The organism is Rhizobium sp. BK602, assembly GCF_014195095.1.
Classification (GTDB): Bacteria; Pseudomonadota; Alphaproteobacteria; order Rhizobiales; family Rhizobiaceae; genus Rhizobium.
The window spans coordinates 66,462-92,445 of record NZ_JACIBC010000001.1 but is presented as its reverse complement, the minus strand read 5'-3'; the positions used below and the strand labels follow the sequence as shown (position 1 = coordinate 92,445).

Genomic DNA, 25,984 nt, shown 5'->3' with positions numbered 1-25,984 from the left:
AAAGCGCGGGTAGCGAATCTGAAAGATCGCGACGCACTTGAAGGCGCCGCGTGTCGCTCGACACGCAAAGGCGCAATACGCCTTGAACCCGCGCGATATAGTCGCGCCTCAGCAGATATGTGTTTCCATCGGGAACGGCAACCGGCTGTTTTCATTTTTCAATCTCGGACGATGACGCGGGTTCGCTCCCGGTCTCGTCCTGGGCCTGCTCTTCGGTCACCGGTTCCGCTGGCGGCGGAGGCTCCAGCCGCCTGGCAAAGACGCTGTCGACATGTGCCTTGCGCGTCGCGAGATCGTACCCGGCGAGCACATTCGCCTCGAAGGCGGCGATCAGCGCTGCGACCGGAGCGGATCTTTCGACAACCGGCAATGGCGGCACGGCGTCCGATGCCAGAGCCTTCATCAGAGCGATGCGCTGTTCGGTATCGACGGCGAGCTTCGCCGCCATCGCATTGACGGCGGCCACCTGCCCGTTCAGCGCGCCCGCCAAGGTCTCGTAGATATCGATCAGCCGCTGAAGCGCCGACCGCCGTGGCTGCAGGACTCGTTCCCGCTGCCGCAAGACATCATGTTCGGCCAGCAGCCGCCGATGATCCGCCTCCAGCTCGGATTTCGCATCCTCGTCCCGCGCCGACAGGGCGCCGGCCCGTCGGTCCTCGATCCTCGGAGCCAAGCCATCAGCTTGCAAACGCGCAGTCTCGATATCGAAATCGAGATGCCGCCGCCGTTCGATGACCCGCGTCAAATGTGCTTCATAGTCCCGAAACGCCCGAGCCAGCACCGGCCGCGCGCGCCGGAACAGCTCGGCCAGCGAGGCGGAAACCGCAAGTGCCGCATCGAGATCGGCCAGGATCGCCGCCGGTTTGAGGTGGCTGTGCCCGATCCCGCGGCGGAACAGGCCGGTGGAACCGCCATCGATTTTCTCGCCGAGCGATTGCCGGTACTGCAGCTCGACGATTGCCGTCATCCGGTCGAGCTCCTTGACCAGCGCGGCGCCCAGGGATTTCCAGCGATCGAGCAACTCCGTGACCTCGCGTGCCAGCGCTTCCTCAACCGGGAAATTGATGGCATCGGGACGTGTGTCACCCCTGGCGTGACCGGCAAGGACGGTATTTGCCACGTCCAAGCTCTTGATCGCGTCGTCGAGCGTCGCCTCCGTCTTATCGATCTCGCCGTCGAGGGAATGCGCCTTGACCATGAAAGCGTCTCTCAATTGCCGTTATCGGCGAGACTAACCGCTTATAGGTGCGAAGAAAATGCCGGAGCTGCATGATATCGCCAGGCGACCCGCACCTCTTCCCGTTTCAATCGCCCTTCGGCATCGCATCCTGCGGTTCGCCGATTTCTATCGCGTGTCCATCCGGATCATAGAAGCGAAAGACCCTCTGCCCCCACTCCTGCTTTTCGACGGGATGGATCAGATCGACATGCGGCGCGATTTTTGCGAAGGCGGCATCGACATCCTCATGTTCGAAATACAAAAGCAGGTTTCTTTGCCCGTAAGACTCCAGCGGATGGATGTTTTGCCGCCAGATCGTCTTCTCGAGCGACCGTCCCTCATGGATCGCAAAGCCTGTTTCGAAAAGAATGAAATTCCCGAAGTCTTCCATGATCTTCAGGCCGAGCCGCTTGCTATAGAATTCCCTTGAACGGTTGATGTCGCGAACAAACGGGATGGGATTGACGAAACGCATCGCTTTTCACCGATAGGGTTGAGAAACAGGCGTGCAGAAAAAATGGGAGCACGGCGAAACTCGTCCCTTTTACTGCGCCGCGGCCGGATTCTTCAGATAGGCGATGACATTGTCGACATCCTTGTCGCTCTTCAAGCCCTGGAACGTCATCTTCGTGCCCTTCACCAGGAACTGCGGACTGGGCAGATATTTCTTGAGCAGCGCCTCGTCCCAAACCTTGCCGTCGGCTCCGAAGGCTTTCATCGCCGATGAGTAGCTGTAGTCGGGCACGGTGGCGACCGGGCGGCCGACGACACCCATCAGCGACGGCCCGACATGGTTCTCATGCTGGGTCGCGGTGTGGCAGACGGCGCATTTCTTGAAGACCGCCGCACCGGCGACCGCGTCACCATCGGCCAGGGCCGCCGAACCGGAGAGTAAAACCGCGGCCGCGGCCATCAGACAGAGCGATTTCATGCTTCCTCCCACGAGATGCGACAATCATCCCCATTGCGGCAATCATAAAGCCATTCGCAGCCGCCGGCCGGATGACGCAATGACGCGGCCCGCCTATTCTTCCCCCATCGCCTCTTCCCAGTGCCGGCGGCAGAGCGAGACATATTTGTCGCTGCCGCCGATCTCGATCTGCGCGCCCTCGCGCGCCACCTTGCCGGCGGCATCCAGGCGAACGACCATCGTCGCCTTGCGCCCGCAATGGCAGATCGTCCGCACCTCGCGCAACTCGTCGGCGATGGTCAGCAGCTCCTGCGAGCCGGGAAACAGTCTTCCATGGAAATCCGTGCGCAAGCCATAGGCCATGACTGGCAGACCGAGGCGATCGACGATGTGAGCGAGCTGCCAGACCTGCTCGCGCGACAGGAATTGCGCTTCGTCGACGAAGACGCAGGCCAGCGGCTCGTCGGCATGCATGCCCTCGACCAGCGCATAAAGATCGTCCGAAACCTCGAACGGCATGGCGTCCATCGTCAGGCCGATGCGCGACGCAATCTTGCCGCGGCCTGCACGATCGTCCAGCGCCGCGATGAAAGCCGCGGTGCGCATGCCGCGTTCCTGATAATTATAGGCGGCCTGCAACAGCATGGTCGACTTGCCGGCATTCATCGTCGAATAATGGAAATAGAGCTTGGCCATGACATTCTCCTTGCCCGCTTCATGGGTGCTCCGCCGCGTGATGAAAAGATGCCGTCGGCAAAAACCACAGGAATTAACGCGGACTCACGCGGCAAGGTAACGGCACGGCGATACTGGACAGGAAAAATGCACGCGTCGCAATCAGCCCCCGCAAACCGGCGCAAATACGCTGTGGTCGCTTGAAAATGTCGGTTATTGGTGGTTGCTTGGGAACGTTAGACTGGGAGTCACGCAATGATAAAAACGACTTTTACCGCAATTGCCTTCGCTTCAGCCCTTTCCGCGCTTACGCTGGGCGCAACCGCAGCTTCCGCAGCCGAAGCGGCCAGCTGTAGCACCGTGCACTTCGCCGATGTTGGCTGGACGGATATTACCTCCACCACGGCGACGGCCTCCATCCTTCTGAAGGCCCTCGGCTACGACACGGACGTCAAGGTCCTTGCCGTGCCGGTGACCTATCAATCCTTGAAAAACAAGGACATCGACGTCTTCCTCGGCAACTGGATGCCCTCCATGGCCGAGAACATCAAGCCGTTTGCCGAAGACAAGTCGGTCGAAACCGTCCGCGCCAACCTGGAGGGAGCCAAGTACACGCTGGCAACCAACGAAAAGGGCGCAGCACTCGGCATCAAGGACTTCAAGGATATCGCCACTCACAAGGATGAGCTGGACGGCAAGATCTACGGCATCGAGCCGGGCAATGACGGCAACCGCCTGGTCATCGACATGGTGGACAAGAACACCTTCGGCCTCAAGGGCTTCGAAGTGGTCGAATCCTCCGAACAGGGCATGCTCGCCCAGGTGGCCCGCGCCGACAAGGAAGGCAAGCCGATCATTTTCCTCGGCTGGGCTCCGCATCCAATGAACACCACCTACAAGATGACCTATCTAACCGGCGGCGACGATGTCTTCGGTCCGAATTTCGGTGGTGCGACAGTCTACACCAACGTCCGTGCCGGCTATCTGCAGGAGTGCCCGAACGTCGGTACTTTCGTCAAAAACCTCGTCTTCTCGCTGCCGATGGAAAACGAGATCATGGGCAAGATCCTGAACGACAGCAAGGAACCGGAAGCGGCTGCGACGGAATGGCTGAAGGCCAATCCCACGGCAATCACGCCCTGGCTCGCTGGCGTCACCACCAAGGACGGCGGCGACGGGCTCGCGGCAGTCAAGGCCAAGCTCGGCCTGTAACATCGGGGACAAGGGGCGGCTCAACCGCCCCTTTCTCTTCGGTGAACGGACTGTTTCCCTCCTGTGGTGCCGTGCATCGGGCAATATCCCATGTCGCGCCATAGGCCGTTATTCTCCGGCGGCCCTATCCGGAACGACCCAAGACGTCCGGAACAGCCGCCCCAAGAGTGGGCAAAAACGTGAACTGGTTAACCGACTATCGCATCCCCATCGGACCATGGGCAAAAGCCGTCGTGGATTGGCTGACGACGAATGTCACGTGGTTCTTTGACGGGCTTTCCTTCCTTGTCGCGCATGTGATCAAGGCGCTGCTTTTCATATTGCAGGTGCCGCATCCGCTGATCGTCGTCGTTGTTTTCGCGGCTGTCGCCTACTGGCTGCGCCGGAGCATTCCGGTCGCCATCCTGACCCTGATCGGCCTGTTGATCACCATAAACCAGGGCTATTGGAAGGAAACGACGGAGACCCTGGCGCTGGTGCTGGCCTCGACCTTCGTCAGCATGCTGGTCGGCGTGCCCCTTGGCATCGCCGCCGCCCGCCGCCCCTGGCTCTACGCCTTCATGCGGCCGATCCTCGACCTGATGCAGACCATACCGACCTTCGTCTATCTCGTGCCGGCGATGATCCTGCTCGGCCTTGGCATGGTGCCCGGTCTCGTCGCCACGGTCGTCTTCGCCATTCCCGCGCCGATCCGCATGACCCGCCTCGGCATCATCTCGACGCCGCCATCCCTCGTCGAAGCAGCCGAATCCTTCGGCGCGACTCCCCGGCAGGTGCTGCGCAAGGTGGAACTGCCCTTCGCAACGCCGCAGATCATGGCCGGATTGACGCAGACGATCATGCTGTCGCTGTCGATGGTGTCCATCGCCGCCCTCGTCGGCGCTCCGGGTCTCGGCGTGCCGGTTCTGCGCGCGCTGAATAGCGTCAACGTCGCCAAGAGCTTCGATTCCGGCGCCTGCATCGTCATTCTCGCGATCATTCTCGACCGCATGTTCCGTGCCCCCGGCGAAGGAGACCACTCATGACCACCGCCGTCGGCTTCAACAATGTCAGCATTATCTTCGGCGATCGTCCCGAGGCGGCGCTCAAGCTCGCCGACGAAGGCAAGACCCGTGACGAGATCGGCAAGGCGACCGGCCTGGTGCTCGGCGTCGCCAATGCCTCGCTGGAAATCGAGGAAGGCGAAATCCTCGTGCTCATGGGGCTGTCCGGCTCCGGCAAGTCCACGCTGCTGCGCGCCGTCAACGGCCTGGCGCCGGTCGTGCGCGGCGATGTCGTCGTCAACACCAAGACCGGGCCGGTCAATCCTTATGACTGTAGTCCCAAGACGCTGCGCGACCTGCGCATGCACACGGTCTCCATGGTATTCCAACAATTCGCATTGCTGCCCTGGCGCACGGTTGCCGACAATGTCGGCTTCGGCCTGGAGCTTGCCGGCGTGCCGGAGCCTGAGCGCAAGAAACGCGTCGACGAGCAGCTTGAACTCGTCAACCTGACGCAATGGGCCAGCCGCCGCGTCAACGAACTCTCCGGCGGCATGCAGCAGCGCGTCGGCCTTGCCCGCGCCTTTGCCACCGGAGCACCCATCCTGCTCATGGACGAGCCGTTCTCGGCGCTTGACCCGTTGATCCGCACCCGTCTGCAGGACGAGCTTCTGGAATTCCAGCGCCGCCTGAAGCGGACGATCCTCTTCGTCAGCCACGATCTCGACGAGGCCTTCCGCATCGGCAACCGCATCGCCATCATGGAGAGCGGACACATCATCCAGTGCGGCACGCCCCAGGAAATCGTCAAGAACCCTGCCGATCAGTATGTGGCGGATTTCGTCCAGCATATGAACCCGATCAGCATGCTGACGGCGCGCGACGTCATGCAGCAGGGCGTGGGCCATCCCCCCGCCAGCGGCTCCGTCACCGGCACGGCGGCGGCAACCACGCCGTTGATCGACATTCTCGACGCGCTGACGCGCCAGCCGGGCAATATCGGCGTCGTTGACAATGGTGCGATTATCGGGACGATTTCCGCTCAGGACGTCGTGGCTGGCCTGACCAGTCACCGGCGGAAGGAGTAGTCCGCGCCGACCGCTCTTCCCGCCTGCGGAGGCAACGATGAACGACAAGTCATCCGTATTGCGGGAAACCGACAACGAGGCGCGCCGGCAGGCGCGCATTCTGCTGCGCTCCGCCCGTCACGCGGCTCTTGCCGTCCTCGATCCTGAAACCGGCTTTCCTGCCGTCAGCCGCGTCTTGACCGGCACCGATATCGACGGCGTGCCGGTCATGCTCGTCTCCGGTCTTTCCGCCCATACGAAGGCACTCTCGAAGGACCCTCGCGCCTCCGCGCTCTTCGGTGAACCCGGCAAGGGCGATCCCCTCGCCCACCCCCGTCTCAGCATCCAATGCCGAGCCGAGCGCGTGGACCGCGACGGCCCATTCCACGCGCGCATCCGCACGCGATTTCTGGCCCGCCATCCCAAGGCGAAGCTTTATGCGGACTTTCCGGATTTCTGTTTTTTCCGCCTCGTCCCGATCGCCGCAAGCCTGAATGGCGGCTTCGGAAAGGCCTATGTTTTGCCGGGGGAAGATCTCATGATTCTTTCGGCGGCTAACGAGATCTTGGCACGGGATGCGGATGTGCTAGTGCGAGAATTAGTAGCCAGGCACCCCGATCTTGTTTCTGCCCTCGTGACCGCATCAGGGGGTGCCAAGGGGGGAGATTGGCGGATTTATGGCCTGGATATGGCAGGAATCGACCTAATTTGGGGAGATCGCACCCTCAGATGGGAATTTGACCCGCCTTTAGGGGAGTTGAACGACGCTAATTCATACATATCTAAAATAGCATACTCGATACCTTAAATTTAGGTATATACAATCTTTGCCCCCCCTTGGTATTATTAATTATCGGGTTTAGCTCCCCGGTTGGAAATATCACAATTTCTGATGTACGCTCCGCATTAGGAAGATCAAAGAGATGAAGACAAGAAATTTGGCCGACCACTCCAACGTGGCGGCAGCATTACTATCGGCGATGGCGAACCCCAAGCGCCTTATGATTCTTTGCAGCCTGGTCAAAGGCGAGGTTCCTGTTGGCGTGTTGGCCAATCAGGTCGGCCTTAGCCAATCTGCGCTTTCCCAGCATCTTTCAAAGCTCCGCGCCCAGAAGCTGGTGAAAACCCGCCGCGATGCTCAAACCATTTACTACTCCAGCACTTCAGAGTCGGTCATCCGGGTTCTCGAAACGCTGGAAGACATTTATTGTGAACCTGAAAAAAGTAGAACGGCCGCTTAATCGCCAGAATTGGCTTTGGGACTGCCGAGGCTAGGTCTGCATGGGGATGGTCGTTTCCAACCCTTGAGGTCAAGTCGCTTTCATCACCACATATATAAATGATTTGGCTGGCAAATTTTCGATTTGCCAGCTTTTTCGTGTCAAACGCCCGCCTTTCGGCGAGAAATACCTCGTACGTCCGCATTCGGTTCTATGTTAGCTCGATAACAAATCTGATCTGATTTGCTCCGGCAAACAAGACAAGACGAGACAAGATTGGACTAAAAGCGAAACCGTTTTACGTCGTCCTCCATCGCCTCATTCGTCCCCCTGTCCCGCGGCTCCCGACGTCATCTTGACGCCAAAAGGCCGGCTGATAATTTGACCAGGCAGTCAATAATCGCGCCGTCGCGCCGCGATCGGGAAATGGTCCCCGAATGGCCATGGAGAACAGCATGTCCGACCGTCTCAATGCCACCCCCAACGATTTGCGCGCCTTCTGGATGCCGTTTACGGCCAACCGCCAGTTCAAGAAGGAACCGCGCCTCTTCGTCAGCGCCAAGGATATGTATTACACCACCCACGACGGACGTCAGGTGCTGGACGGGACGGCTGGTCTGTGGTGCGTGAATGCCGGACACTGCCGCCCGAAGATCACCGAAGCCATCCGCCAGCAGGCGGGTGAACTCGACTATGCCCCGGCCTTCCAGCTCGGCCACCCCAAGGCCTTCGAGCTGGCAAACCGGCTGGTCGACATCGCCCCCGAGGGCATGAACCATGTTCTCTATACCAATTCCGGCTCCGAATCCGTCGAGACCGCGCTGAAGGTGGCGCTTGCCTATCACCGGGTGAAGGGCAACGGCTCCCGCTTCCGCCTCATCGGCCGCGAGCGCGGCTATCACGGCGTCAATTTCGGTGGCATCTCCGTCGGCGGCATCGTCACCAACCGCAAGATGTTCGGCACGCTGCTCACCGGCGTCGACCACATGCCGCACACGCATGTTCCCGGCAAGAACGCCTTCACCCGCGGCGAGCCGGAGCATGGCGGCGATATCGCCAGCGAACTCGAGCGCATCGTCACGCTGCATGATGCCTCGACCATCGCGGCCGTCATCGTCGAGCCGATCGCCGGCTCCACCGGCGTGCTGATCCCGCCGAAGGGCTATCTGCAGAAGCTGCGCGACATCTGCACCAAGCACGGCATCCTGCTGATCTTCGACGAGGTCATCACCGGCTTCGGTCGCCTCGGCGCGCCTTTCGCGGCCCAATATTATGATGTCACCCCCGACATCATCACCACGGCCAAGGGCCTGACCAACGGCGTCATCCCGATGGGCGCGGTCTTCGTCACCTCGGAAATCCACGACGCCTTCATGCAGGGACCCGAGCATATGATCGAGTTCTTCCATGGCTACACCTATTCGGGCAACCCGATCGCCTCGGCCGCCGCTCTCGCCACGCTCGACACCTATAAGGAAGAGGGCCTGCTGACCCGCGCCGCCGAGCTGTCGGACTATTGGGCCGATGCGCTGCATTCCCTGAAGGATTGCCCCAATGTCATCGATATCCGCAATACCGGCCTGATTGGCGCCATCGAACTCGACCCCATCGCCGGCGAACCCACCAAGCGCGCCTTCACCGCCTTCCTCAAGGCTTACGAAAAAGGCCTGCTGATCCGCACCACCGGCGACATCATCGCCCTCTCCCCGCCGCTGATCATCGAAAAGCACCATATAGACGAGCTGTTCGGAAAGCTCAGGGAGATCTTGCAGAATAATATCTGAGGCGAACGACACCTTCTTCTCACAAGGCCGAAATGGGCAATTATCATCGGCAAAAGCGGAAAGCCCCCTCCCCGTAAAACGGGGTGAGGTGGTCCGCCGTCTCTCGCCAAGCCGGAAGAAGCGCCGCTCTATCAACAAATTCGGACCGATCCCCTCTCCCCGCATGGCGGGGAGAGGGCTAGGGTGAGGGGCTATACGGAATCACAGCAAACGCAGGAATGAACCATGTCAGCCAAACTCGAACGCTACATCGACCAGGGCGTCGGCCGCGAACCGGCGGATATCGTGCTCAAGGGCGGACGCTTCTTCGACTTGGTGACGGGCGAACTCGTCGCCTCCGACATCGCCATCTGCGGCGACCGCATCGTCGGCACCTGCGGCAACTACCAGGGCCACGAGGAGATCGACATCTCCGGCCGGATCGTCGTGCCCGGCTTCATCGACACCCACCTGCACATCGAATCCTCGCTGGTGACGCCGCACGAGTTCGACCGCTGCGTCCTGCCCTATGGCGTCACCACCGTCATCTGCGATCCGCATGAGATCGCCAATGTGCTCGGCACCGAGGGCATCCAGTATTTCCTGGACAGCGCTCTCGAAACCATCATGGATATCCGCGTCCAGCTTTCCTCCTGCGTGCCGGCGACGCATCTGGAGACCTCCGGCGCCGACTTGCCGATCGAACGCCTCCTGCCTTTCCGCGACCATCCCAAGGTCATCGGCCTGGCCGAATTCATGAATTTTCCCGGTGTCGTCTATAAGGACCCCGTCTGCATGGCCAAGCTGGAGGCGTTCCAGGGCGGCCATATCGACGGCCATGCGCCGCTCCTGCGCGGCAATGATCTCAACGGCTATCTCTCGGCCGGCATTCGCACCGAGCATGAATCGACCACCGCCGAGGAGGCGCTGGAGAAGATCCGCAAGGGCATGCACATTCTCGTGCGCGAAGGCTCGGTTTCCAAGGACCTGCATGCGCTGATGCCGATCATAACCGAGCGGCTGTCGCCCTATCTGGCGCTCTGCACCGACGACCGCAATCCGCTCGATATCGCCGAACAGGGCCATCTCGATTACGTGATCCGCACGGCGATCGCGCATGGCGTCGAGCCGCTGGCGATCTATCGCGCCGCCTCGATCTCGGCTGCCCGCGCCTTCGGCCTGCGCGACCGCGGCCTGGTGGCACCCGGCTGGCGCGCCGATCTCATCATCATCGACAGCTTGGAAAGCTGCAAGGCGGAGACGGTATTCTCGGCCGGCCGCCGCGTCACGGCCGAGCTCTTCGCCACCCGCAAGCCCGTCGCCCCCGTCGGCCTCGACAGCGTCAGGGCACGCCCGATCAATGCCGCCGATTTCGGCGTGCCGGTTACCGAGGGCGAAAGCTCGGTCATCGGCGTCGTGCCCGGCAAGATCATCACCGAACACCGCCGCCATCGCCTGCCGGTCAAGGGCAACCAGACCGATCTCGACCTCGGCAACGACATCATCAAGGTCGCCGTCATCGAGCGACATGGCAAGAACGGCAACCACGCCAACGGCTTCGTCCAGGGCTTCGGCTTGAAGAAGGGCGCGATCGCCTCGACCGTCGGCCATGACAGCCACAATATCTGCGTCGTCGGCGTCAACGAGGATGACATGGCGCTCGCCGCCAACCGTCTCAGCGACATCAATGGCGGCTTCGTCGTCGTCGAAAACGGCGTCGTCACCGGCGAGATCCCCCTGCCTGTCGCCGGCCTGATGAGTCTCGAGCCCTATGAGAGCGTGCGCGACACGCTGCACCATCTGCGCCAGGCGGCCTATGCCCTGGGCGCAACGCTGGAAGAACCCTTCCTGCAGCTCGCCTTCCTGCCGCTGCCGGTCATCCCGCATCTGAAGATATCGGATCGCGGTCTCGTGGATGTGGACAAATTCATGCTGATCGGGTGAGGCGCAATCGACAATACAGGCCATGGGACTTCAATTGCGCAGGGTCTATTGTTATCTTTCCCTACGATACAAATCGCTTGGCAATGGAAGACGATCGTGACGAAGCTTGAACAGATTGAGAAAAACGTCACCGAGCTGGGGCCAGAAGATTTCAAAGCCTTCGCCGAATGGTTCGAAACGCTTCAGGCAAGCCGATGGGACAAGCAGATGGAAGCCGATGTTGCCGCCGGGAAGCTGGATCGGCTGGCGGACAAAGCACTTGCTGATTTCCGCATAGGGAAGACAAAGGCCCTGTGAAACATCATGCCGCGCCGTCGTTTTGGCAAGCTTATGAGAAGCTGCCGCAGCATGTCCGGGAATTGGCCGACCGCAACTTCGAGCTTCTGAAAGCGAACCCGAAACATCCCTCGCTGCATTTCAAGCCGGTAGGCCGCTTTTGGTCGGCCCGCGTCGGCATTTCCTGGCGGGCGCTTGCCGTTGCCGACGGCGACGATCTCATCTGGTTCTGGATCGGCTCTCATACCGACTATGACAAGCTGCTGCGCTGATCACCCAAGTTGACCGCAAAACACATCCAGCGCCGCAAGCGTGATGACATCGCCGGTGACGGCCGGATCGAAGCCAGGCATCGGCGTCGCTCTCGCGATCCGCAGATTCTCCGGCACCGCGACCTTCACCGGCTTGCGGGAGAGATTGAAGACGAAGAGCAGCGTCTCGTCGCCCTTCCTGCGCGTGAAGGCGAGCACATCCTCCTTCGTGTCGAGAAAGATCATATCGCCATCGAGCAGTGCCGCGTGCCGCTTCCGGAAGGCCAGCGTCTCGCGATAGTGATGCAGCACGGAATGCGGATCGGCCTCTTGCCTGTCGACGGCGAGCGCCGCATGCTGATAGGGCACCGGCAGCCATGATTTCTCGGCCGTGGTGAAGCCCGCATGCGCCCGTCCCCCTTCCCACGGCATCGGCGTGCGGCATCCGTCGCGGCCCTTGAAGGCCGGCCAGAACCGAATGCCATAGGGATCCTGCAGATCCTCGAAGGCCAGTTCCGCCTCGGGCAGGCCAAGCTCTTCGCCCTGATAGAGGCAGATCGAGCCGCGCAGAACAGACAGCAGCGAAATCGCCAGCTTGGCGACACGCGGCTGCTCCGCCTCGGTTTCGGCGAAGCGGCTGACATGGCGGTTGACGTCATGGTTGGAGAAAGCCCAGCAGACCCAGCCATCGGCGACATTGGCCTGGAAATCGCCGACGCAGCGACGGAAATGCGCCGGGGTGAAATCCGGTCCGAGCAGATCGAACGTATAGCACATGTGCAGCTTGTCGCCGCCGCTCGTATAGGCGGCCACCGTCTGCAGCGAGCGGGCGCCATCTCCCACTTCGCCGACGGTCGTGCGGCCCTCATATTGATCGAGCAGCGCCCGGAACCGCTTCAGGAAGCCGATATTTTCCGGCTGCGTCTTATCATGGAGATGGTTCTGCATGCCGTAGGGGTTGCTCTCCGGCGCATCGAGGCCGCCGACCACGCTCGCCGCCGGCGGATTGTCCCGCAAAAGCTTGTCGCAGAAATAGTAATTGACAGTATCCAGCCGAAAACCGTCGACACCGCGGTCGAGCCAGAATTTGACTGCGGCGAGCACGGCATCCTGCACTTCGGCGTTGTGGAAGTTCAGGTCCGGCTGCGACGCCAGGAAATTGTGCTGGTAATATTGCCGGCGCACGCCATCCCATTCCCAGCCCGGCCCGCCGAAGATCGACAGCCAGTTGTTCGGCGCCGTGCCGTCCGGCTTCGGATCGGCCCAGACATACCAGTCGGCCTTGGGATTGTCGCGGCTTGCCCGGCTCTCGACGAACCAGGGATGCCGGTCCGAGGTGTGCGAGATCACCTGATCGATGATGACCTTGAGCCCTAGCGCATGCGCCGCCGTCATCATCTCGTCGAAATCGGCGAGCGTGCCGAAGATCGGATCGACGTCGCAATAGTCGGCGACATCATAGCCCATGTCGGCCATCGGCGAGGTGAAGAACGGCGCCAGCCAGATGGCGTCGACGCCGAGTGAGGCGATATGCTTAAGGCGGCGGGTGATGCCCTTGATATCGCCGAGCCCATTGGCGTCGGTATCCTGAAACGATCGCGGATAGACCTGATAGATTACCGCGCCACGCCACCAATCGGCTCCCGCCGTCTTGTCCGCCGATGCCATCAACGATCCGCCTCGATTTCACAGGTTCCTTCAAATCGCACACTAAACACGAGGCGGCAAGCCGCAAGCCGGGAAGCGCCGATCCGGATTGCACGCGCAAGATTTATGAGGCCGATTTCGCAAAACCCTCGGAAGTGGAAATTTCCCGGCCGCCAGCGGCGATTTACCAGGGGGGCTTGAAAGCGACGTCGCTTCGGATAACTTGCGACATTGACCTGCACGTCCAGGTTAGCTGCGGAACTAAAATAACCTTGAAAAAACAAGGTCCGTCACTCCAGAAAGGTGGGGAAAGATATGACTTATTTCACCCGAAAACTTATCGCATCGGCATTCGTCGGCACCCTATTGAGCGTCTCCGCGCATGCCGCGACCCTCAATATCCACAACGGCGGCGACCCCACGTCGCTCGACCCGCAAAAGATTTCCGGCGACTGGGAAAACCGTATCGACGGCGATATTTTCGAAGGCTTGGTGACCGAAGATCCCAAGGACAACCCCATTCCCGGACAGGCTGAAAGCTGGACCGTATCCCCCGACCAGAAGGTCTATACCTTCAAGCTGCGCGACGGCATCAAATGGTCCGATGGCCAGCCGGTGACGGCACAGGATTTCGTCTTCGCTTTCCAGCGCCTGATGGACCCGAAGACCGCCGCCCAGTATGCCTATCTTCAGTACACGATCCTGAACGCGGAAAAGATCAACAAGGGCGAGATCAAGGATCTGACACAGCTCGGCGTCAAGGCAATCGACGACAAGACACTGGAAATCACGCTCGAAAACCCGACCCCCTATTTCATCAACGCCCTGATGCACTACACGGCCTATCCGGTGCCGAAGCATGTCGTTGAGGCCAAGGGCGACGAATGGGTCAAGATCGGCAACATCGTCACCAACGGCCCCTACAAGCCCACCGAATGGGTGCCCGGTTCGCATGTGAGCATGGTCAAGAGCGATCAGTATTACGACGCCAAGGACATCAAGATCGACAACGTCAATTACTACACGCTCGAAGATCAGGCTGCGGCGCTGAAGCGCTATCGCGCTGGCGAATTCGACATCCTCACCTCGTTCCCCGCCGACCAGTTCGACTGGATTCAGAAGAACCTTCCCGGCCAAGCACATGTGGTTCCGTTCCTCGGCACCTATTATTACGTCCTGAACTTCACCAAGCCGCCCTTCAACGACAAGCGTGTCCGCCAGGCCCTTTCCATGGCCGTCAACCGCGAAGTCATCGGCCCGAAGATCCTCGGCACCGGCGAACTGCCGTCCTATTCCTGGGTGCCGCCGGGCACCTCCAACTATGGCGAACCGGCCTATGTGAGCTGGAAGGATGAGCCCTACAAGCAGAAGGTCGAAGAGGCCAAGAAACTGCTGAAGGAAGCCGGCTTCGGTCCCGACCATCCGCTGAAGGCACAGCTTCGCTACAACACCAACGACAACCACAAGCGCATCGCCGTCGCGATCGCCGCCATGTGGAAGCCGCTCGGCGTCGATATCGAGCTCTACAACACCGAAACCAAGGTGCATTACGATGAAATGCAGCGTGGCGAGGTGCAGATCGGCCGTGCCGGCTGGCTCGCCGACTACAACGATCCGATCAACTTCCTCAACCTGCTGTCCACCGGCGTCGAGATGAACTACGGCCGCTGGAGCAACAAGGACTATGATGCGCTGATCAAGCAGGGCAACGAGGAAACCGACCTGAAGAAGCGCGCCGAGATCTACAAGAAGGCCGAGCAGATCGCCCTCGACGACAGTGCCGCGATCCCGATCTACTATTATGTCTCCCAGAATATCGTCGCTCCGAAGGTCCAGGGCTTCGTCGACAATATTCAGGACATTCACCGTACCCGCTGGCTGTCCATCAAAGAATAATAGGAAAAGGCCCCGCCCGCTCTTGGCTGGCGGGGCCTCAACGCACCCATGTTTCGCTACGCTCTCCGTCGTCTGCTGTCGACAATCCCGGTTTTGTGGATTGCCGTGACAGTGTGTTTTTTCATTCTGCGTCTTGCCCCCGGCGGCCCTTTCGATGGCGAAAGGCCATTGCCGCCGGAAGTCAAAGCCAACCTCGCAGCCCACTACAATCTCGATAAGCCGCTGGTCGAACAATATCTGATCTATGTCGGCGACGTGCTGAAGGGCGATCTCGGTCCCTCCTTCGCCAATCAGGACTTCACCGTCACCCAGCAGATCATGTCGGGCTTTCCCTACACGCTGACCATCGGCGGCGCCGCTTTCGTGCTGGCGACCGTTATCGGCATATTCATCGGCTGTCTTGGGGCGCTCTATCAGAACCGCGCGGCCGATTACTGGCTGGGCGGCGGCCTGCTCATCGGCCTGGTCATGCCGAGCTTCCTGATCGCCCCGATCCTGCAGCTCATCTTCGGAAACACGCTCGGCTGGCTGCCGGTCGGCGGCTGGGGCAACGGCTCGATACGGTTCCTGATCCTGCCCGTCATCGTCCTGACCTTGCCGCATGCCGCGCGCATTTCGCGCCTGATGCGCGGTTCGATGATCGAGGTGATGGGCCAGAACTTCATCCGCACCGCCAAGGCCAAGGGCATCGGCCCACGGCTCACGGTCATGCGCCATGCGCTGAAGCCGGCGATGATGCCCGTCGTCTCCTATCTCGGCCCGGCGGCAAGCTACCTGCTCACCGGCTCGCTGGTGGTGGAAAGCATCTTCGGCCTTCCCGGCGTCGGCCGCTATTTCGTCGGCGCCGCGCTCAACCGCGACTACGGCATGGTGCTCGGCACGGTCATTTTCTACATGGTTCTGATCGTGGTCCTGAACCTGCTCGTCGACATCGCCTATGCCTGGCTCGACCCGAAAGTGAGAATGCGATGATCCTCAATTCCGCAAAACGTGAATTGCTGGAAGCGGAGCTGCTTTCAGCCGAGGGGCTGGCGCCGAAAGGGCGCTCCCTCACGGGCGATGCGATGCGCCGCCTCCTGCGCAACAAGGCGGCTGCGATCTCCCTCGTCGTGCTGGCGTTTCTGGTGCTGGTCGCCATCTTCGGCCCGTATTTCCTGCCCTTCAACTATGAGGACCCGGACTGGACGTCCTTCCGCGGGCCTCCGGATTTCGCCGCCGGCCACTATTTCGGCACCGACGGCAACGGCCGCGACCTGCTGGCACGCACGCTCTACGGCACGCGCGTCTCGCTGACCGTCGCGCTCGTGGCAACCCTCGTCTCGGTCGTCATCGGGGTGCTTTACGGCGCCGTCGCCGGCTATTTCGGCGGTCGGGTGGATGCCATCATGATGCGCTTCGTCGATATCATGTACGCCCTGCCCTACGTGCTCTTCGTCATCCTGCTGATGGTGATCTTCGGCCGCAACGTCTACTTGCTGTTTGCGGCGATCGGTGCGCTGGAATGGCTGACCATGGCGCGTATCGTGCGTGGCCAGACGCTCTCCATCAAGCAGCGGGAATTCATCGAGGCGGCCCGGGCCTCCGGCCAGCGTTCGTTCAAGATCATCCTCAAGCACATCGTTCCGAACCTCGTCGGCCCGGTGGTGATCTATGCGACGCTCACCATTCCGGAGATCATCGCCACGGAGAGCTTCCTTTCCTATCTCGGCTTCGGCGTGCAGGAACCGCTGACCTCGCTCGGCACGCTGATCGCCGAAGGCTCGGCCGGCATGGAAACGACGCCCTGGCTGCTGTTCTTCCCCGCCGGCTTCCTGGTCGCCCTCTTGATGAGCCTGCTCTTCATCGGCGACGGCCTGCGCGACGCATTCGATCCGAAGGATCGCTGACATGACAGACACACTTCTCGAACTCAAAGACTACTCGATCACCTTCCGCACGCCGGAAGGCGAGGTCGCCGCCGTCTCGAAGATGAACCTGAAGATCGGCCGTGGCGAGCGCATCGCCATCGTCGGCGAATCCGGCTCCGGCAAGAGCCAGACCTTCCTCGGCCTGATGGGCCTGCTCGCCAAGAACGGGCGCACCAGTGGCCAGGCGCTGCTGGACGGCAAGGACGTGCTGGCCCTGAAACCCAGGGAACTCGACCATGTGCGCGGCAAGGACATGGCCATGGTCTTCCAGGACCCGATGACGGCCCTCAATCCGTCGTTGCGCATCTCGCGGCAGTTGACGGAACAGCTCGAGGTCCATGGCGGGCTTTCGGCGCGCGCCGCCTCGGCAGCAGCGCTCGATATGCTGAAGCGCGTCGGCATCCCCGACCCGACACGGCGTTTCAACCTCTATCCGCACGAGCTGTCCGGCGGCATGCGCCAGCGCATCGTCATCGCCATGGCGCTGCTGACCAGGCCGAAGCTGCTGATCGCCGACGAACCGACGACGGCGCTCGACGTCACCATCCAGGCGCAGATCCTCGATCTGTTCAACGAGCTGACGGCGGAGATGAATACGGCGCTCGTCATGATCACCCACGATCTCGGCGTCGTCGCCGGTCTCGCCGATCGCGTCGCCGTCATGTATGCCGGCCGCATCGTCGAGGAAGCGCCGGTCGAGGAACTGTTCGAAAACCCGGCCCATCCCTATACGGCGGCGCTGCACGCCTCGATCCCGCGGCCCGATCAGGATGTCGACGACCTCGCCGTCATCCCCGGCCGGCCGCCGAACCTGATGCATCTGCCGCGCGGCTGTTCCTTCTCGCCGCGCTGCGCCCATGTGCAGGACGACTGTCTTGATGCCGCGCCGCCGCTCGACAAGCTCGCGCCGCAGCGTTGCGCCGCCTGCTTCCATCCCCTCTCGGCTAATCAGGAACGGAGCCTCGTCCATGGCTGAACAGACGCTTCTGAAGGTCGAGCATCTCACAACCGAATTCGAGCTTCCCTCGAAATCCCTCTTCAAGCCGCCGCTGATCCTGACAGCCGTCAACGATGTCAGTTTCGAGCTGAAGACGGGGCGTACGCTCGGCATCGTCGGCGAATCCGGCTGCGGCAAGTCGACGCTCGGCCGCTCCATCCTGCGGCTGATCAAGGCACAGAAGGGCCGCATCATGTGGCAGGGCGGCAACCTGCTGGATCTGTCGGAAGAGGAGATGCGTGCCGGCCGCCGCGACATGCAGATCATCTTCCAGGACCCGATCGCCTCGCTCGATCCGCGCATGACCGTCGGCGACATCATCGCCGAGCCACTGACCGTCTTCGAGCCGAAGCTGACGAGAGCACAGCGGCAGGAGCGCGTGCGCGAGATCATGGCGGCGGTCGGCCTGGTGCCGGAGATGATCAACCGCTATCCGCACGAGTTCTCCGGCGGCCAGGCGCAGCGCATCGGCATCGCCCGCGCCGTCATCACCCGGCCGAAGCTGATCGTCTGCGACGAGCCGGTCTCTGCTCTCGACGTCTCGATCCAGGGCCAGGTGATCACGCTTCTGCGCAAGCTGCGCAAGGAATTCGGCCTGACGTTGATCTTCATCAGCCACGACCTCTCCGTCGTGCGCCTGATCTCGGACGATGTCTTGGTGCTTTATCTCGGCAAGGTGGTGGAAGCGGGCTCCGCCGCCACCGTCTTCGACCATCCGGCCCATCCCTATACGCAGGCGCTGTTCTCGGCGGCACCGATCCCCGACCCGAAGCTGGCCCGCGGCCGCGAGCGCATCCGCCTGCAGGGCGATCCGCCCTCGCCGCTCAATCCGCCGCCCGGCTGCGTCTTCTCGCCACGCTGCTGGAAGGCGACGGATATCTGTCGGACGAAGGCGCCGCCGACCGAACAGGTGCGCCCCGGCCAGACTGCGGCATGCTATCATATGGACTTGCCGTAAAGCTCCGAAAGTGGACGGCGGGGCCCGCCGTCCACCTTGCTCAAGCGGCGCCATGCGGGTATGCAGCAGGCAAGCAAACTGCGGGAGGCAAGTCTTGGGCGGACGTTTTCTATCGATCGGCGAATGCATGGTGGAATTGTCGCAGGCCAAGGACGGTCATCTGCGCAAGGGCTTTGCCGGCGATACCTTCAACACCGCCTGGTATGCCCGTGCCTGCCTGCCGCAAGATTGGTCGATCGATTATTTCACCGCACTCGGCGACGACGCCATGTCCGACGAGATGCTCGCCTTCATGACCGAGCACGGCATCGGCACGACGAGCATTCGCCGTCTTCGCGGCAAGACCCCCGGCCTCTATATGATCAACCTCAAGGACGGCGAGCGCTCCTTCAGCTATTGGCGCGACAGCTCGGCCGCCCGCCAGCTCGCGACCGACGGCGACGCGCTACGCACGGCGATCGAGGCCTCGAATGTCCTTTATTTCTCGGGCATCACGCTCGCCATCCTTTCGCACGAGGACGCCGAGACGTTGCTGGCCGAACTGCGCCGCGCCAAGGCTGTCGGCAAGCTGGTGGTCTTCGACCCCAACATCCGCCCGCGCCTCTGGTCGAGCCTGGATGCCATGCACACGCTGATCGGCGAAGGCGCCCGCGCCTCCACCATCGTCATGCCGAGCTTCGACGACGAAGTCGCCCATTTCGCCGATGATTCCATTGCCGGCACCATCCGGCGCTACCGACAGCACGGCGCCAGCATGGTCGTCGTCAAGAACGGCCCCGACGGCGCGACCATCGGCACCGACGCCGGAGAGACATTGGTTCCGGCCGTCAAGGTCGCCAAGGTCGTCGACACCACCAGCGCCGGAGACAGCTTCAACGGCGCCTTCCTCGCCCATTATCTGGAGCATGACGATCCCATCGCCGCCGCCCGTTTTGCCGCCGGCATCGCCGCGAAAGTGATCCAGGAACACGGTGCATTGGTACCCCCGGAAAAGCTGCAGACGGCTCGCTGAGCACTGTAATATTTCCATCATGGACAGCCCGCACAATAGATCAGGCGCGGGAATCATCTTTATCGCACCGCAATTGGTTCTGCCGACACCAAAAGGGTGCGGTGCGGATGAAGTGTGTTGGGCATGTTGCAACGGTTGTCGGACATCAATCACAATAGCTGGGATCAGGCTGCGACTCCGGTCGCGGTGCCGGAGCGCCTGCTCATCGTCAGCGATGCCTGGCACCCGCAGGTCAACGGCGTGGTCCGCTCGATCGAAAACACCAATCGCGAGCTGGCGCGCATGGGTATCGACGTCAGCATGATTACGCCGGAAGGCTTTCGCAATGTCCCCTGCCCGACCTACCCGGAAATCCGCCTCTCCATCGCCAGCTACCGCACGGTCGCCGCCAGGATCATGGCAGCGCGGCCGACCTATGTTCACATCGCCACCGAAGGTCCGCTCGGGCTGACGGCCAGGCGCTGGTGCCTGAAGAACGGCATGCCATTCTCGACCAGCTATCACACCCGCTTTCCCGAATATGTCTCGGCCCGATTGCCGATCCCGCAACGCTGGCTCTATGCCTTCGTCAGATGGTTCCACAATGCCGGCTCCGGCTGCATGGTCGCAACGCCGAGCCTTGCCGACGAGCTCAGGCTGAAGGGCATCCGCAATCTGCTGCCCTGGAGCCGCGGCATCGATTCGACGCTGTTTCGTCCGCAGCCGTTGGAGGACAATCCCTTCGGCCTGCCCCGCCCGATCTTCATGACGGTCGGCCGCGTGGCGCTGGAAAAGAATCTCCCGGCCTTCCTCGATCTCGATCTGCCGGGCTCGAAGGTCGTGGTCGGCGACGGACCCGCGCGGGCGGAGCTGCAAAAGCTCTACCCGCAGGTTCATTTCCTCGGCGCGAAATTCGGCGAGGCGCTGGCGCATGCCTATTCACAAGCCGACGTCTTCGTCTTTCCGTCGAAGACCGACACATTCGGCAATGCCATTCTGGAGGCGCTCGCCAGCGGCGTGCCCGTCGCCGCCTATCCCGTCACCGGCCCGGCCGACATTCTGGCCGGCGACGATGAAGCTGGCGTGGTCCATGAGGACCTCGGACAAGCCTGCCGCGCAGCCCTGTCCTCCTCCCGCGAGGCGGCCCGCAGCCTGGCGCTCAACTATTCCTGGGAAGCCGCGACGGCGCAATTCATCGGCAATGTCCGCATCGCCAACCATCGTGGCCGGGCATTGACCGACAAAGAATAGCCTATTCGCCATCGGCCGGCGGCCATTGCTGCGCGCCGTGCAGGACGCGAATCAGCTCGATATACTCCATCACCCTGTAGACGACGAGGAGCGAGGTGCGCGCCACCACCAGCTCCCGCGTGCCCGGCAATCGGCCAATGCGACCGGAATGGGGGACAAGGACGCCGACACTCATGCGGCCCATTGATTGGAAATCCGCAAAAATGCATGGCGATATTTCGCTTTTGGGATTACGATTATTTATCGCACGACTTATATCGACTCCCATACGGAGTATTGGACATGGCTGACGATCTATTGAAACTCGACGACTTCATATGCTTCGCCCTTTATTCGGCGAACCATGCGATGAATCGGCTGTACAAGCCGATGCTCGACGCGCTGAACCTCACCTATCCGCAATATCTCGTCATGGTGACGCTGTGGGAAGGGGATGGCCAGACCGTCGGCGGCATCGGCGAGAAGCTCTTCCTCGAATCAAGCACGCTGACGCCGCTGCTGAAGCGGCTGGAGGCAGCCGGCTTCATCCAGCGCACCCGCAGCAAGGAGGACGAGCGCCAGGTGCTGATCAGCCTCACGAGCGAGGGCGTCGCCCTGAAGAGAAAAGCCGCCGACATACCCCCCTGCATCCTCGAGGCATCGAACACGACGGCGGATGAACTGGCGCGGCTGCGGGGGGAAATCGTCACCCTGCGCGAAGCGCTGAACAAGAGCGCGGCCTGATCTCAATCCCCTCTCTCCGAGAGGCTGAAAGACCGCTTTCCCGGTAACGCCGGCACAGCCGGGCGCCCTTCGATAAACTCGGGAGCGCCACCCTTCTCCCGCCGGAGCGAGGGCAGAGGCCGTCAGCGCTTCTTCTTGTTCTCGTAGGGATTTTCCGACGACCGGAAATGGATGCGGATCGGCACGCCGGGCATGGCGAAATCCTGGCGCAGGCCGTTGATCAGGTAGCGCACATAGGATTCCGGCAGCGCATCAGAGCGCGTGCAGGAAATCATGAAGGCCGGCGGACGCGCCTTGACCTGCGTCATGTATTTCAGCTTGATGCGCCGTCCGGAGACCGCCGGTGGCGGATGCTGGACCTGCTGCGTATCCAGCCAGCGATTGAGCTTGGCGGTGGAAATACGCTTGTTCCAGACCTTGTCGGTATCGACGATCGCCTGCATCAGCCGGTCGAGCCCCTCGCCCGTCTGGCCGGAAATCGGTACGGCACGGATGCCGCGCGCCTGCGGCAGCAGCCGGTCGGTCTTTTCGCGCAGATCGGCAAGCACCGCCTGGCGATCCTCGATCATGTCCCACTTGTTGAAGGCAAGCACGGCGGCGCGGCCTTCACGGATAACCAGATCGACGATTTGCAGATCCTGTTTCTCGAAGGGAATGGTGGCGTCGAAGACGATGACCACGGTCTCGGCGAAACGGATAGCGCGCAGCGCATCGGCGACGGACAGCTTTTCCAGCTTCTCGGTGACCCTCGCCTTGCGGCGCATCCCGGCCGTATCGAACATCTTCACCGTGCGGCCGCGCCAGCTCCAGTCGACCGAGATCGAATCGCGCGTAATGCCGGCCTCAGGACCGGTCAGCAGCCGGTCCTCGCCGAGAAAGCGGTTGATCAGCGTCGATTTGCCGGCATTCGGGCGGCCGACAATCGCGACGCGCAGCGGCTTGGTTTCGTCATAGGCGGGCTCTTCGTCGATCTCCTCGCCATCCTCGCCGATTTCGGGGCGGGGAATGCTGACATTCGTCTCAGCCTCATCTTCCTCCGGCGGGAAAGCCTGCTCATGGCCGATGGCATCGACGATCGCATCGCGCAGGTCCATCATCCCCTGGCCATGTTCGGCCGAGATCGGGCAAGGCTCGCCGAGGCCGAGCGTATAGGCGTCGTAGAAGCCGCTGTCGGAGCCGCGTGCTTCGGACTTGTTGGCGACGAGCACGACAGGCCGGCCGCGCTTACGCAGCATTTCAGCCAAGGTCTTATCGACATGGGTCAGGCCCATCTTGGCGTCCACGACGAACAGCGTCAGATCGGCCTCGTCGATCGCAGCTTCCGTCTGGGCGCGCATGCGGCCTTCCAGCGTCTCCTCGCCGGCCTCTTCGAGACCGGCGGTATCGACGATGCGGAACCGCAGATCGATCAGCTTGGCATCGCCTGGGCGGCGATCGCGGGTCACGCCCGGCGTATCGTCGACAAGCGCCAGCTTCTTGCCAACCAGACGGTTGAAAAGCGTGGATTTACCGACATTCGGGCGACCGACGATCGCAACCGTGAAACTCATTTAGTGATTTACCCTTCAGCCGTTTGCAGCCGGAGCTTTGCCGGATGCCGTGATGAGGTCAAGCAGCATCTGCGCGCGATTGCCGACATTGCGCGGGCTCTGCGGATCGTCGACGATCGCCTGGAACCATTGCCGCGCCTTGGCGAAATCGCCCGCCTTGTAGGCGGCAAGCCCAAGCACGTCGCGCGCCGAATGGCGGAAGGCGTTCGCCGGCACCGCCAGCTCCTGCGCCTCGGCCGCGACTTGATCGTAGCTGCCGGTATCGACGAGCAGATAGGCGGCGCGCAGGCGGGCCGCATCGCGGACGACTGTCGGAATGCCGGTTTCCTTGCCGATTGCCGAAAAGGCAGCGACGGCGCCGGCGGTATCGCCCTTCTGCGCCTGCAGCGTGGCGGCGCGCATGCGCGCCAAGAGCGGATAGGAGCCGCTGCCATCCTTCTCGATGGCGGCAAGCGCGGCCAGAGCCTCGTCGGTCTTGTTCTGGTCGGCGAGCGTCAGCGCCGAAATGAACTGGTCGCCGCTACTGCCGGCCTGTTGACCAGACCAATAGCGATAGCCGCTATAGACGGCGGTGCCGAGAACGATGAGCACAGCGGCGCCGATGATAAGCCGGCCAAAACGGCGCCATACGAACCGCAACTGGTCCGAACGCAGTTCCTCGTTCACCTCGCGGATGAAGCTGTCGTCGTTGAATGCCATTCTCGTCTCCGGCGCAGGCCAAAATATTGCAAAGAGCTTATGGTAGTGGGGCCTTCTACCCCATTTTGCGGCCGTTGTAAGGGGGAATGGCAGAAATCGTCACATAACCAGCGGGGAAACCCCGATAATCCACGCGTGCAGCTTCCAGATGATCAATGCCCAGGCCACCGCACCGATGATGACGGCATAGAGATCGTATGTCGCCGACACGAAGGGGCGGAGCGTGATTTCACCGGCCCGCTCGCGGCGCTTCAGCGCAATCCTGAGGATGACGCCCCAGGCGAGGAAGGCCGCAAACAGCAATATCGCGGCGCCATCGCCGTTGGACAGCAGATGCGCAAAGGCCCAGATCTTCACCGACAGCACCATCGGATGCTTCGTCTTCACCGCGATATACCCCGCCGGCAAGAGCGAGGCGGCAAGACAGATCAGCGCGAAAAGCATCAGCAGCGCCGAAATATGGCTCATCCAGAACGGCGGCGACCAGATCGGCGTCTGGTCACGCGCCTGCCCGAAGCCATAGATCAGCAGAATCAGCGAGATGACGCTCACCACCGAATAGCCGATCTTCCAGCCGCCTTCACCGAAGCTGGAGATCATAGAACGCCGAAATCCCGGTGCGACGACGCGGATGAGATGGATGCCGAGGAAAAGAACGATGCCGAGAATGAGCAATGACATGAGTGAATCCCGTTCTATTTTGTGATGACATGCTTAGCGATTGTGGCGAAAAATTACCAGCTTCACCGCAGCTTCGCCGCATTTGCACGACAGGAAGCGATAAATTCCTGAGTCTGCTACCGAAAACAGCCAAGCGACCTTCGGACAAGAGCAGCTCCATCACGCTATCCCGGTGCCCATGTCTCGTTTTGTCTCCTGCGTATCCCTCGCCCTCACCCTGGCTTTGCCCATGGTGGCCAAGGCGGATGAAAAGCCGAAGCAACTGGTGATGATCTCCTTCGACGGCGCGCATGACAATGCGCTGTGGACGAAGAGCCGTGAGATCGCCGCGCGCAACGGCGCGCATTTTACCTATTTCCTCTCCTGCACCTTCCTGATGAACCGCGCCCAGGCAAAGGCCTATCAGGGACCGGGACAGAGGGTCGGTAAGTCCAATGTCGGTTTCGCCAAGAGCGAGGACGACGTGCGCACCCGCATCGACAATATCTGGGGCGCGCATCTGGAGGGCCACGACATTTCCAGCCATGCCTGCGGCCATTTCGACGGCAAGGGCTGGAGTGCGGCGGACTGGAAACAGGAATTCATGAATGCCCGCATCGCCCTGCGCGACGCATGGAAGAATGTCGGCCTGGCGGACAAGGAGCCGCAGGGCTGGCAGGATTTCGCCACTCACGGCGTCAAGGGCTTCCGGGCGCCCTATCTCTCCACCAGCGACGGCCTCGTGCCGGCGGAAAAGGACATGGGTTTCCTCTATGACGCCAGCCTCGTGACCAAGGGGCCGGCCCTACCGCAGCTGGTCGGCGGGCTCTATCGCTTCGGGCTGCCGCTGATCCCGGAAGGCCCAAGCCATCGGCCCGTCATCGGCATGGACTACAATCTCTATGTCCGCCACTCCAAGGGCGTGGAAGACAAAGCCAATTCCAAGACCTATGAAGACCGTACCTTCGAGGCCTTCGAAGCCGCCTTCGACAAGCAGTATAACGGCGACCGCATCCCGTTGCAGCTCGGCTTCCATTTCGTCGAGATGAACGACGGCGCCTATTGGCGGGCGCTCGACCGCTTCGTCAGCGACGTCTGCCACCGTGATGGCGTCGCCTGCGTCAGCTATTCCGAAGCAATCCCGATGATCGCGACCCGCGAGAAGCCGCAGCAGGGGTGAGACCG

At 61.6% G+C, this 25,984-nt stretch carries 26 protein-coding genes and 1 pseudogene; 18 read left to right on the top strand and 9 right to left on the bottom strand.

What is annotated here, in order from left to right:
* Positions 1–151: 151 nt before the first annotated feature.
* From FHX11_RS00460 to FHX11_RS00445, 4 genes are all read right to left on the bottom strand, one after another.
* Positions 152–1,198, bottom strand: coding sequence for a hypothetical protein (locus FHX11_RS00460; protein ID WP_184353961.1), 1,047 nt, complete (start codon positions 1,196–1,198; stop codon positions 152–154).
* A 106-nt stretch (positions 1,199–1,304) separates the two neighbouring features.
* Positions 1,305–1,694 carry a VOC family protein gene (locus tag FHX11_RS00455; protein ID WP_184353959.1) on the bottom strand — a complete coding sequence of 130 codons (390 nt, stop codon included), beginning with the start codon at positions 1,692–1,694 and terminating at the stop codon, positions 1,305–1,307.
* Between the two features lie 69 nt (positions 1,695–1,763).
* Entirely contained in the window at positions 1,764–2,150 is a 387-nt protein-coding gene (locus FHX11_RS00450) for a cytochrome c family protein (protein ID WP_184353957.1), read from the bottom strand.
* Between the two features lie 93 nt (positions 2,151–2,243).
* Positions 2,244–2,825: a thymidine kinase gene (locus FHX11_RS00445; RefSeq protein ID WP_184353955.1), complete on the bottom strand. Its 582-nt coding sequence runs from the start codon at positions 2,823–2,825 to the stop codon at positions 2,244–2,246.
* Positions 2,826–3,059: 234 nt separating this feature from the next.
* Here FHX11_RS00445 and FHX11_RS00440 point away from each other — a divergent pair, with 234 nt between their 5' ends.
* The 9 genes from FHX11_RS00440 to FHX11_RS00400 all read left to right on the top strand — a co-directional run bounded on the left by FHX11_RS00440 (position 3,060) and on the right by FHX11_RS00400 (position 11,541).
* Entirely contained in the window at positions 3,060–4,016 is a 957-nt protein-coding gene (locus FHX11_RS00440) for a choline ABC transporter substrate-binding protein (protein WP_184353953.1), read from the top strand.
* Positions 4,017–4,195: 179 nt separating this feature from the next.
* Complete coding sequence (choW, locus tag FHX11_RS00435) at positions 4,196–5,041, top strand: choline ABC transporter permease subunit (protein WP_348649681.1); 846 nt, start codon at positions 4,196–4,198, stop codon at positions 5,039–5,041.
* Positions 5,038–6,087, top strand: coding sequence for a choline ABC transporter ATP-binding protein (gene choV / locus FHX11_RS00430; RefSeq protein ID WP_184353950.1), 1,050 nt, complete (start codon positions 5,038–5,040; stop codon positions 6,085–6,087). Before choW ends, choV begins: the two co-directional genes overlap by 4 nt.
* A gap of 37 nt (positions 6,088–6,124) precedes the next feature.
* Positions 6,125–6,874 carry a pyridoxamine 5'-phosphate oxidase family protein gene (locus FHX11_RS00425; protein WP_184353948.1) on the top strand — a complete coding sequence of 250 codons (750 nt, stop codon included), beginning with the start codon at positions 6,125–6,127 and terminating at the stop codon, positions 6,872–6,874.
* Between the two features lie 115 nt (positions 6,875–6,989).
* Positions 6,990–7,307 (top strand): metalloregulator ArsR/SmtB family transcription factor, encoded by a 318-nt coding sequence (locus FHX11_RS00420; protein WP_007692427.1) that lies wholly within the window; start codon positions 6,990–6,992, stop codon positions 7,305–7,307.
* Positions 7,308–7,741: 434 nt separating this feature from the next.
* A complete protein-coding gene (locus tag FHX11_RS00415; protein WP_184353946.1) occupies positions 7,742–9,070 on the top strand; it encodes an aspartate aminotransferase family protein in 1,329 nt (442 codons plus the stop codon).
* Between the two features lie 225 nt (positions 9,071–9,295).
* Positions 9,296–10,993, top strand: coding sequence for an adenine deaminase (gene ade, locus FHX11_RS00410; protein WP_184353944.1), 1,698 nt, complete (start codon positions 9,296–9,298; stop codon positions 10,991–10,993).
* Between the two features lie 96 nt (positions 10,994–11,089).
* Positions 11,090–11,290, top strand: a complete 201-nt coding sequence (locus tag FHX11_RS00405) for a hypothetical protein (protein ID WP_184353942.1) — start codon at positions 11,090–11,092, stop codon at positions 11,288–11,290.
* Positions 11,287–11,541 carry a hypothetical protein gene (locus tag FHX11_RS00400; RefSeq protein WP_184353940.1) on the top strand — a complete coding sequence of 85 codons (255 nt, stop codon included), beginning with the start codon at positions 11,287–11,289 and terminating at the stop codon, positions 11,539–11,541. Before FHX11_RS00405 ends, FHX11_RS00400 begins: the two co-directional genes overlap by 4 nt.
* Here the strand turns inward: FHX11_RS00400 and FHX11_RS00395 are convergent, their stop codons facing one another.
* On the bottom strand, positions 11,542–13,188 hold the full coding sequence (locus tag FHX11_RS00395) for an alpha-glucosidase family protein (protein WP_184353938.1): 1,647 nt from the start codon (positions 13,186–13,188) through the stop codon (positions 11,542–11,544).
* Positions 13,189–13,482: 294 nt separating this feature from the next.
* On the opposite strand from FHX11_RS00395, the gene FHX11_RS00390 reads away from it, so the two are divergent.
* The 7 genes from FHX11_RS00390 (at position 13,483) to FHX11_RS00360 (ending at position 21,167) form a co-directional block, all read left to right on the top strand.
* Positions 13,483–15,063 carry a peptide ABC transporter substrate-binding protein gene (locus FHX11_RS00390; RefSeq protein ID WP_184353936.1) on the top strand — a complete coding sequence of 527 codons (1,581 nt, stop codon included), beginning with the start codon at positions 13,483–13,485 and terminating at the stop codon, positions 15,061–15,063.
* Between the two features lie 48 nt (positions 15,064–15,111).
* On the top strand, positions 15,112–16,035 hold the full coding sequence (locus FHX11_RS00385; RefSeq protein WP_184353934.1) for an ABC transporter permease subunit: 924 nt from the start codon (positions 15,112–15,114) through the stop codon (positions 16,033–16,035).
* The gene (locus FHX11_RS00380; RefSeq protein ID WP_184353932.1) at positions 16,032–16,949 is read left to right on the top strand and encodes an ABC transporter permease subunit; all 918 of its coding nucleotides are present in this window, start codon (positions 16,032–16,034) and stop codon (positions 16,947–16,949) included. The genes FHX11_RS00385 and FHX11_RS00380 overlap by 4 nt, the downstream gene beginning before the upstream one ends.
* Before the next feature lies 1 nt (position 16,950).
* Positions 16,951–17,946, top strand: a complete 996-nt coding sequence (locus FHX11_RS00375) for an ABC transporter ATP-binding protein (RefSeq protein WP_184353930.1) — start codon at positions 16,951–16,953, stop codon at positions 17,944–17,946.
* Positions 17,939–18,925: an oligopeptide/dipeptide ABC transporter ATP-binding protein gene (locus FHX11_RS00370; protein ID WP_184353928.1), complete on the top strand. Its 987-nt coding sequence runs from the start codon at positions 17,939–17,941 to the stop codon at positions 18,923–18,925. The genes FHX11_RS00375 and FHX11_RS00370 overlap by 8 nt, the downstream gene beginning before the upstream one ends.
* A gap of 94 nt (positions 18,926–19,019) precedes the next feature.
* The gene (locus tag FHX11_RS00365; RefSeq protein WP_184353926.1) at positions 19,020–19,937 is read left to right on the top strand and encodes a sugar kinase; all 918 of its coding nucleotides are present in this window, start codon (positions 19,020–19,022) and stop codon (positions 19,935–19,937) included.
* A 123-nt stretch (positions 19,938–20,060) separates the two neighbouring features.
* Entirely contained in the window at positions 20,061–21,167 is a 1,107-nt protein-coding gene (locus tag FHX11_RS00360; protein WP_184355729.1) for a glycosyltransferase family 1 protein, read from the top strand.
* A 1-nt stretch (position 21,168) separates the two neighbouring features.
* Here the strand turns inward: FHX11_RS00360 and FHX11_RS00355 are convergent.
* Positions 21,169–21,321, bottom strand: a pseudogene (locus tag FHX11_RS00355) (type II toxin-antitoxin system RelE/ParE family toxin); the annotation flags it as partial.
* Between the two features lie 128 nt (positions 21,322–21,449).
* Here FHX11_RS00355 and FHX11_RS00350 point away from each other — a divergent pair.
* Positions 21,450–21,890, top strand: a complete 441-nt coding sequence (locus tag FHX11_RS00350) for a MarR family transcriptional regulator (protein ID WP_184353922.1) — start codon at positions 21,450–21,452, stop codon at positions 21,888–21,890.
* Positions 21,891–22,012: 122 nt separating this feature from the next.
* Here FHX11_RS00350 and der read toward each other — a convergent pair whose 3' ends face one another.
* The 3 genes from der to FHX11_RS00335 form a co-directional block, all read right to left on the bottom strand.
* Positions 22,013–23,440 (bottom strand): ribosome biogenesis GTPase Der, encoded by a 1,428-nt coding sequence (gene der / locus FHX11_RS00345; RefSeq protein ID WP_184353920.1) that lies wholly within the window; start codon positions 23,438–23,440, stop codon positions 22,013–22,015.
* A gap of 15 nt (positions 23,441–23,455) precedes the next feature.
* Positions 23,456–24,139, bottom strand: coding sequence for a tetratricopeptide repeat protein (locus tag FHX11_RS00340; RefSeq protein WP_184353918.1), 684 nt, complete (start codon positions 24,137–24,139; stop codon positions 23,456–23,458).
* 99 nt (positions 24,140–24,238) lie between these two features.
* Positions 24,239–24,820, bottom strand: coding sequence for an NnrU family protein (locus tag FHX11_RS00335; RefSeq protein ID WP_184353916.1), 582 nt, complete (start codon positions 24,818–24,820; stop codon positions 24,239–24,241).
* A 178-nt stretch (positions 24,821–24,998) separates the two neighbouring features.
* Between FHX11_RS00335 and FHX11_RS00330 the strand changes: the two genes are divergently transcribed.
* Complete coding sequence (locus FHX11_RS00330) at positions 24,999–25,979, top strand: polysaccharide deacetylase (protein ID WP_184353914.1); 981 nt, start codon at positions 24,999–25,001, stop codon at positions 25,977–25,979.
* Positions 25,980–25,984: the final 5 nt, after the last annotated feature.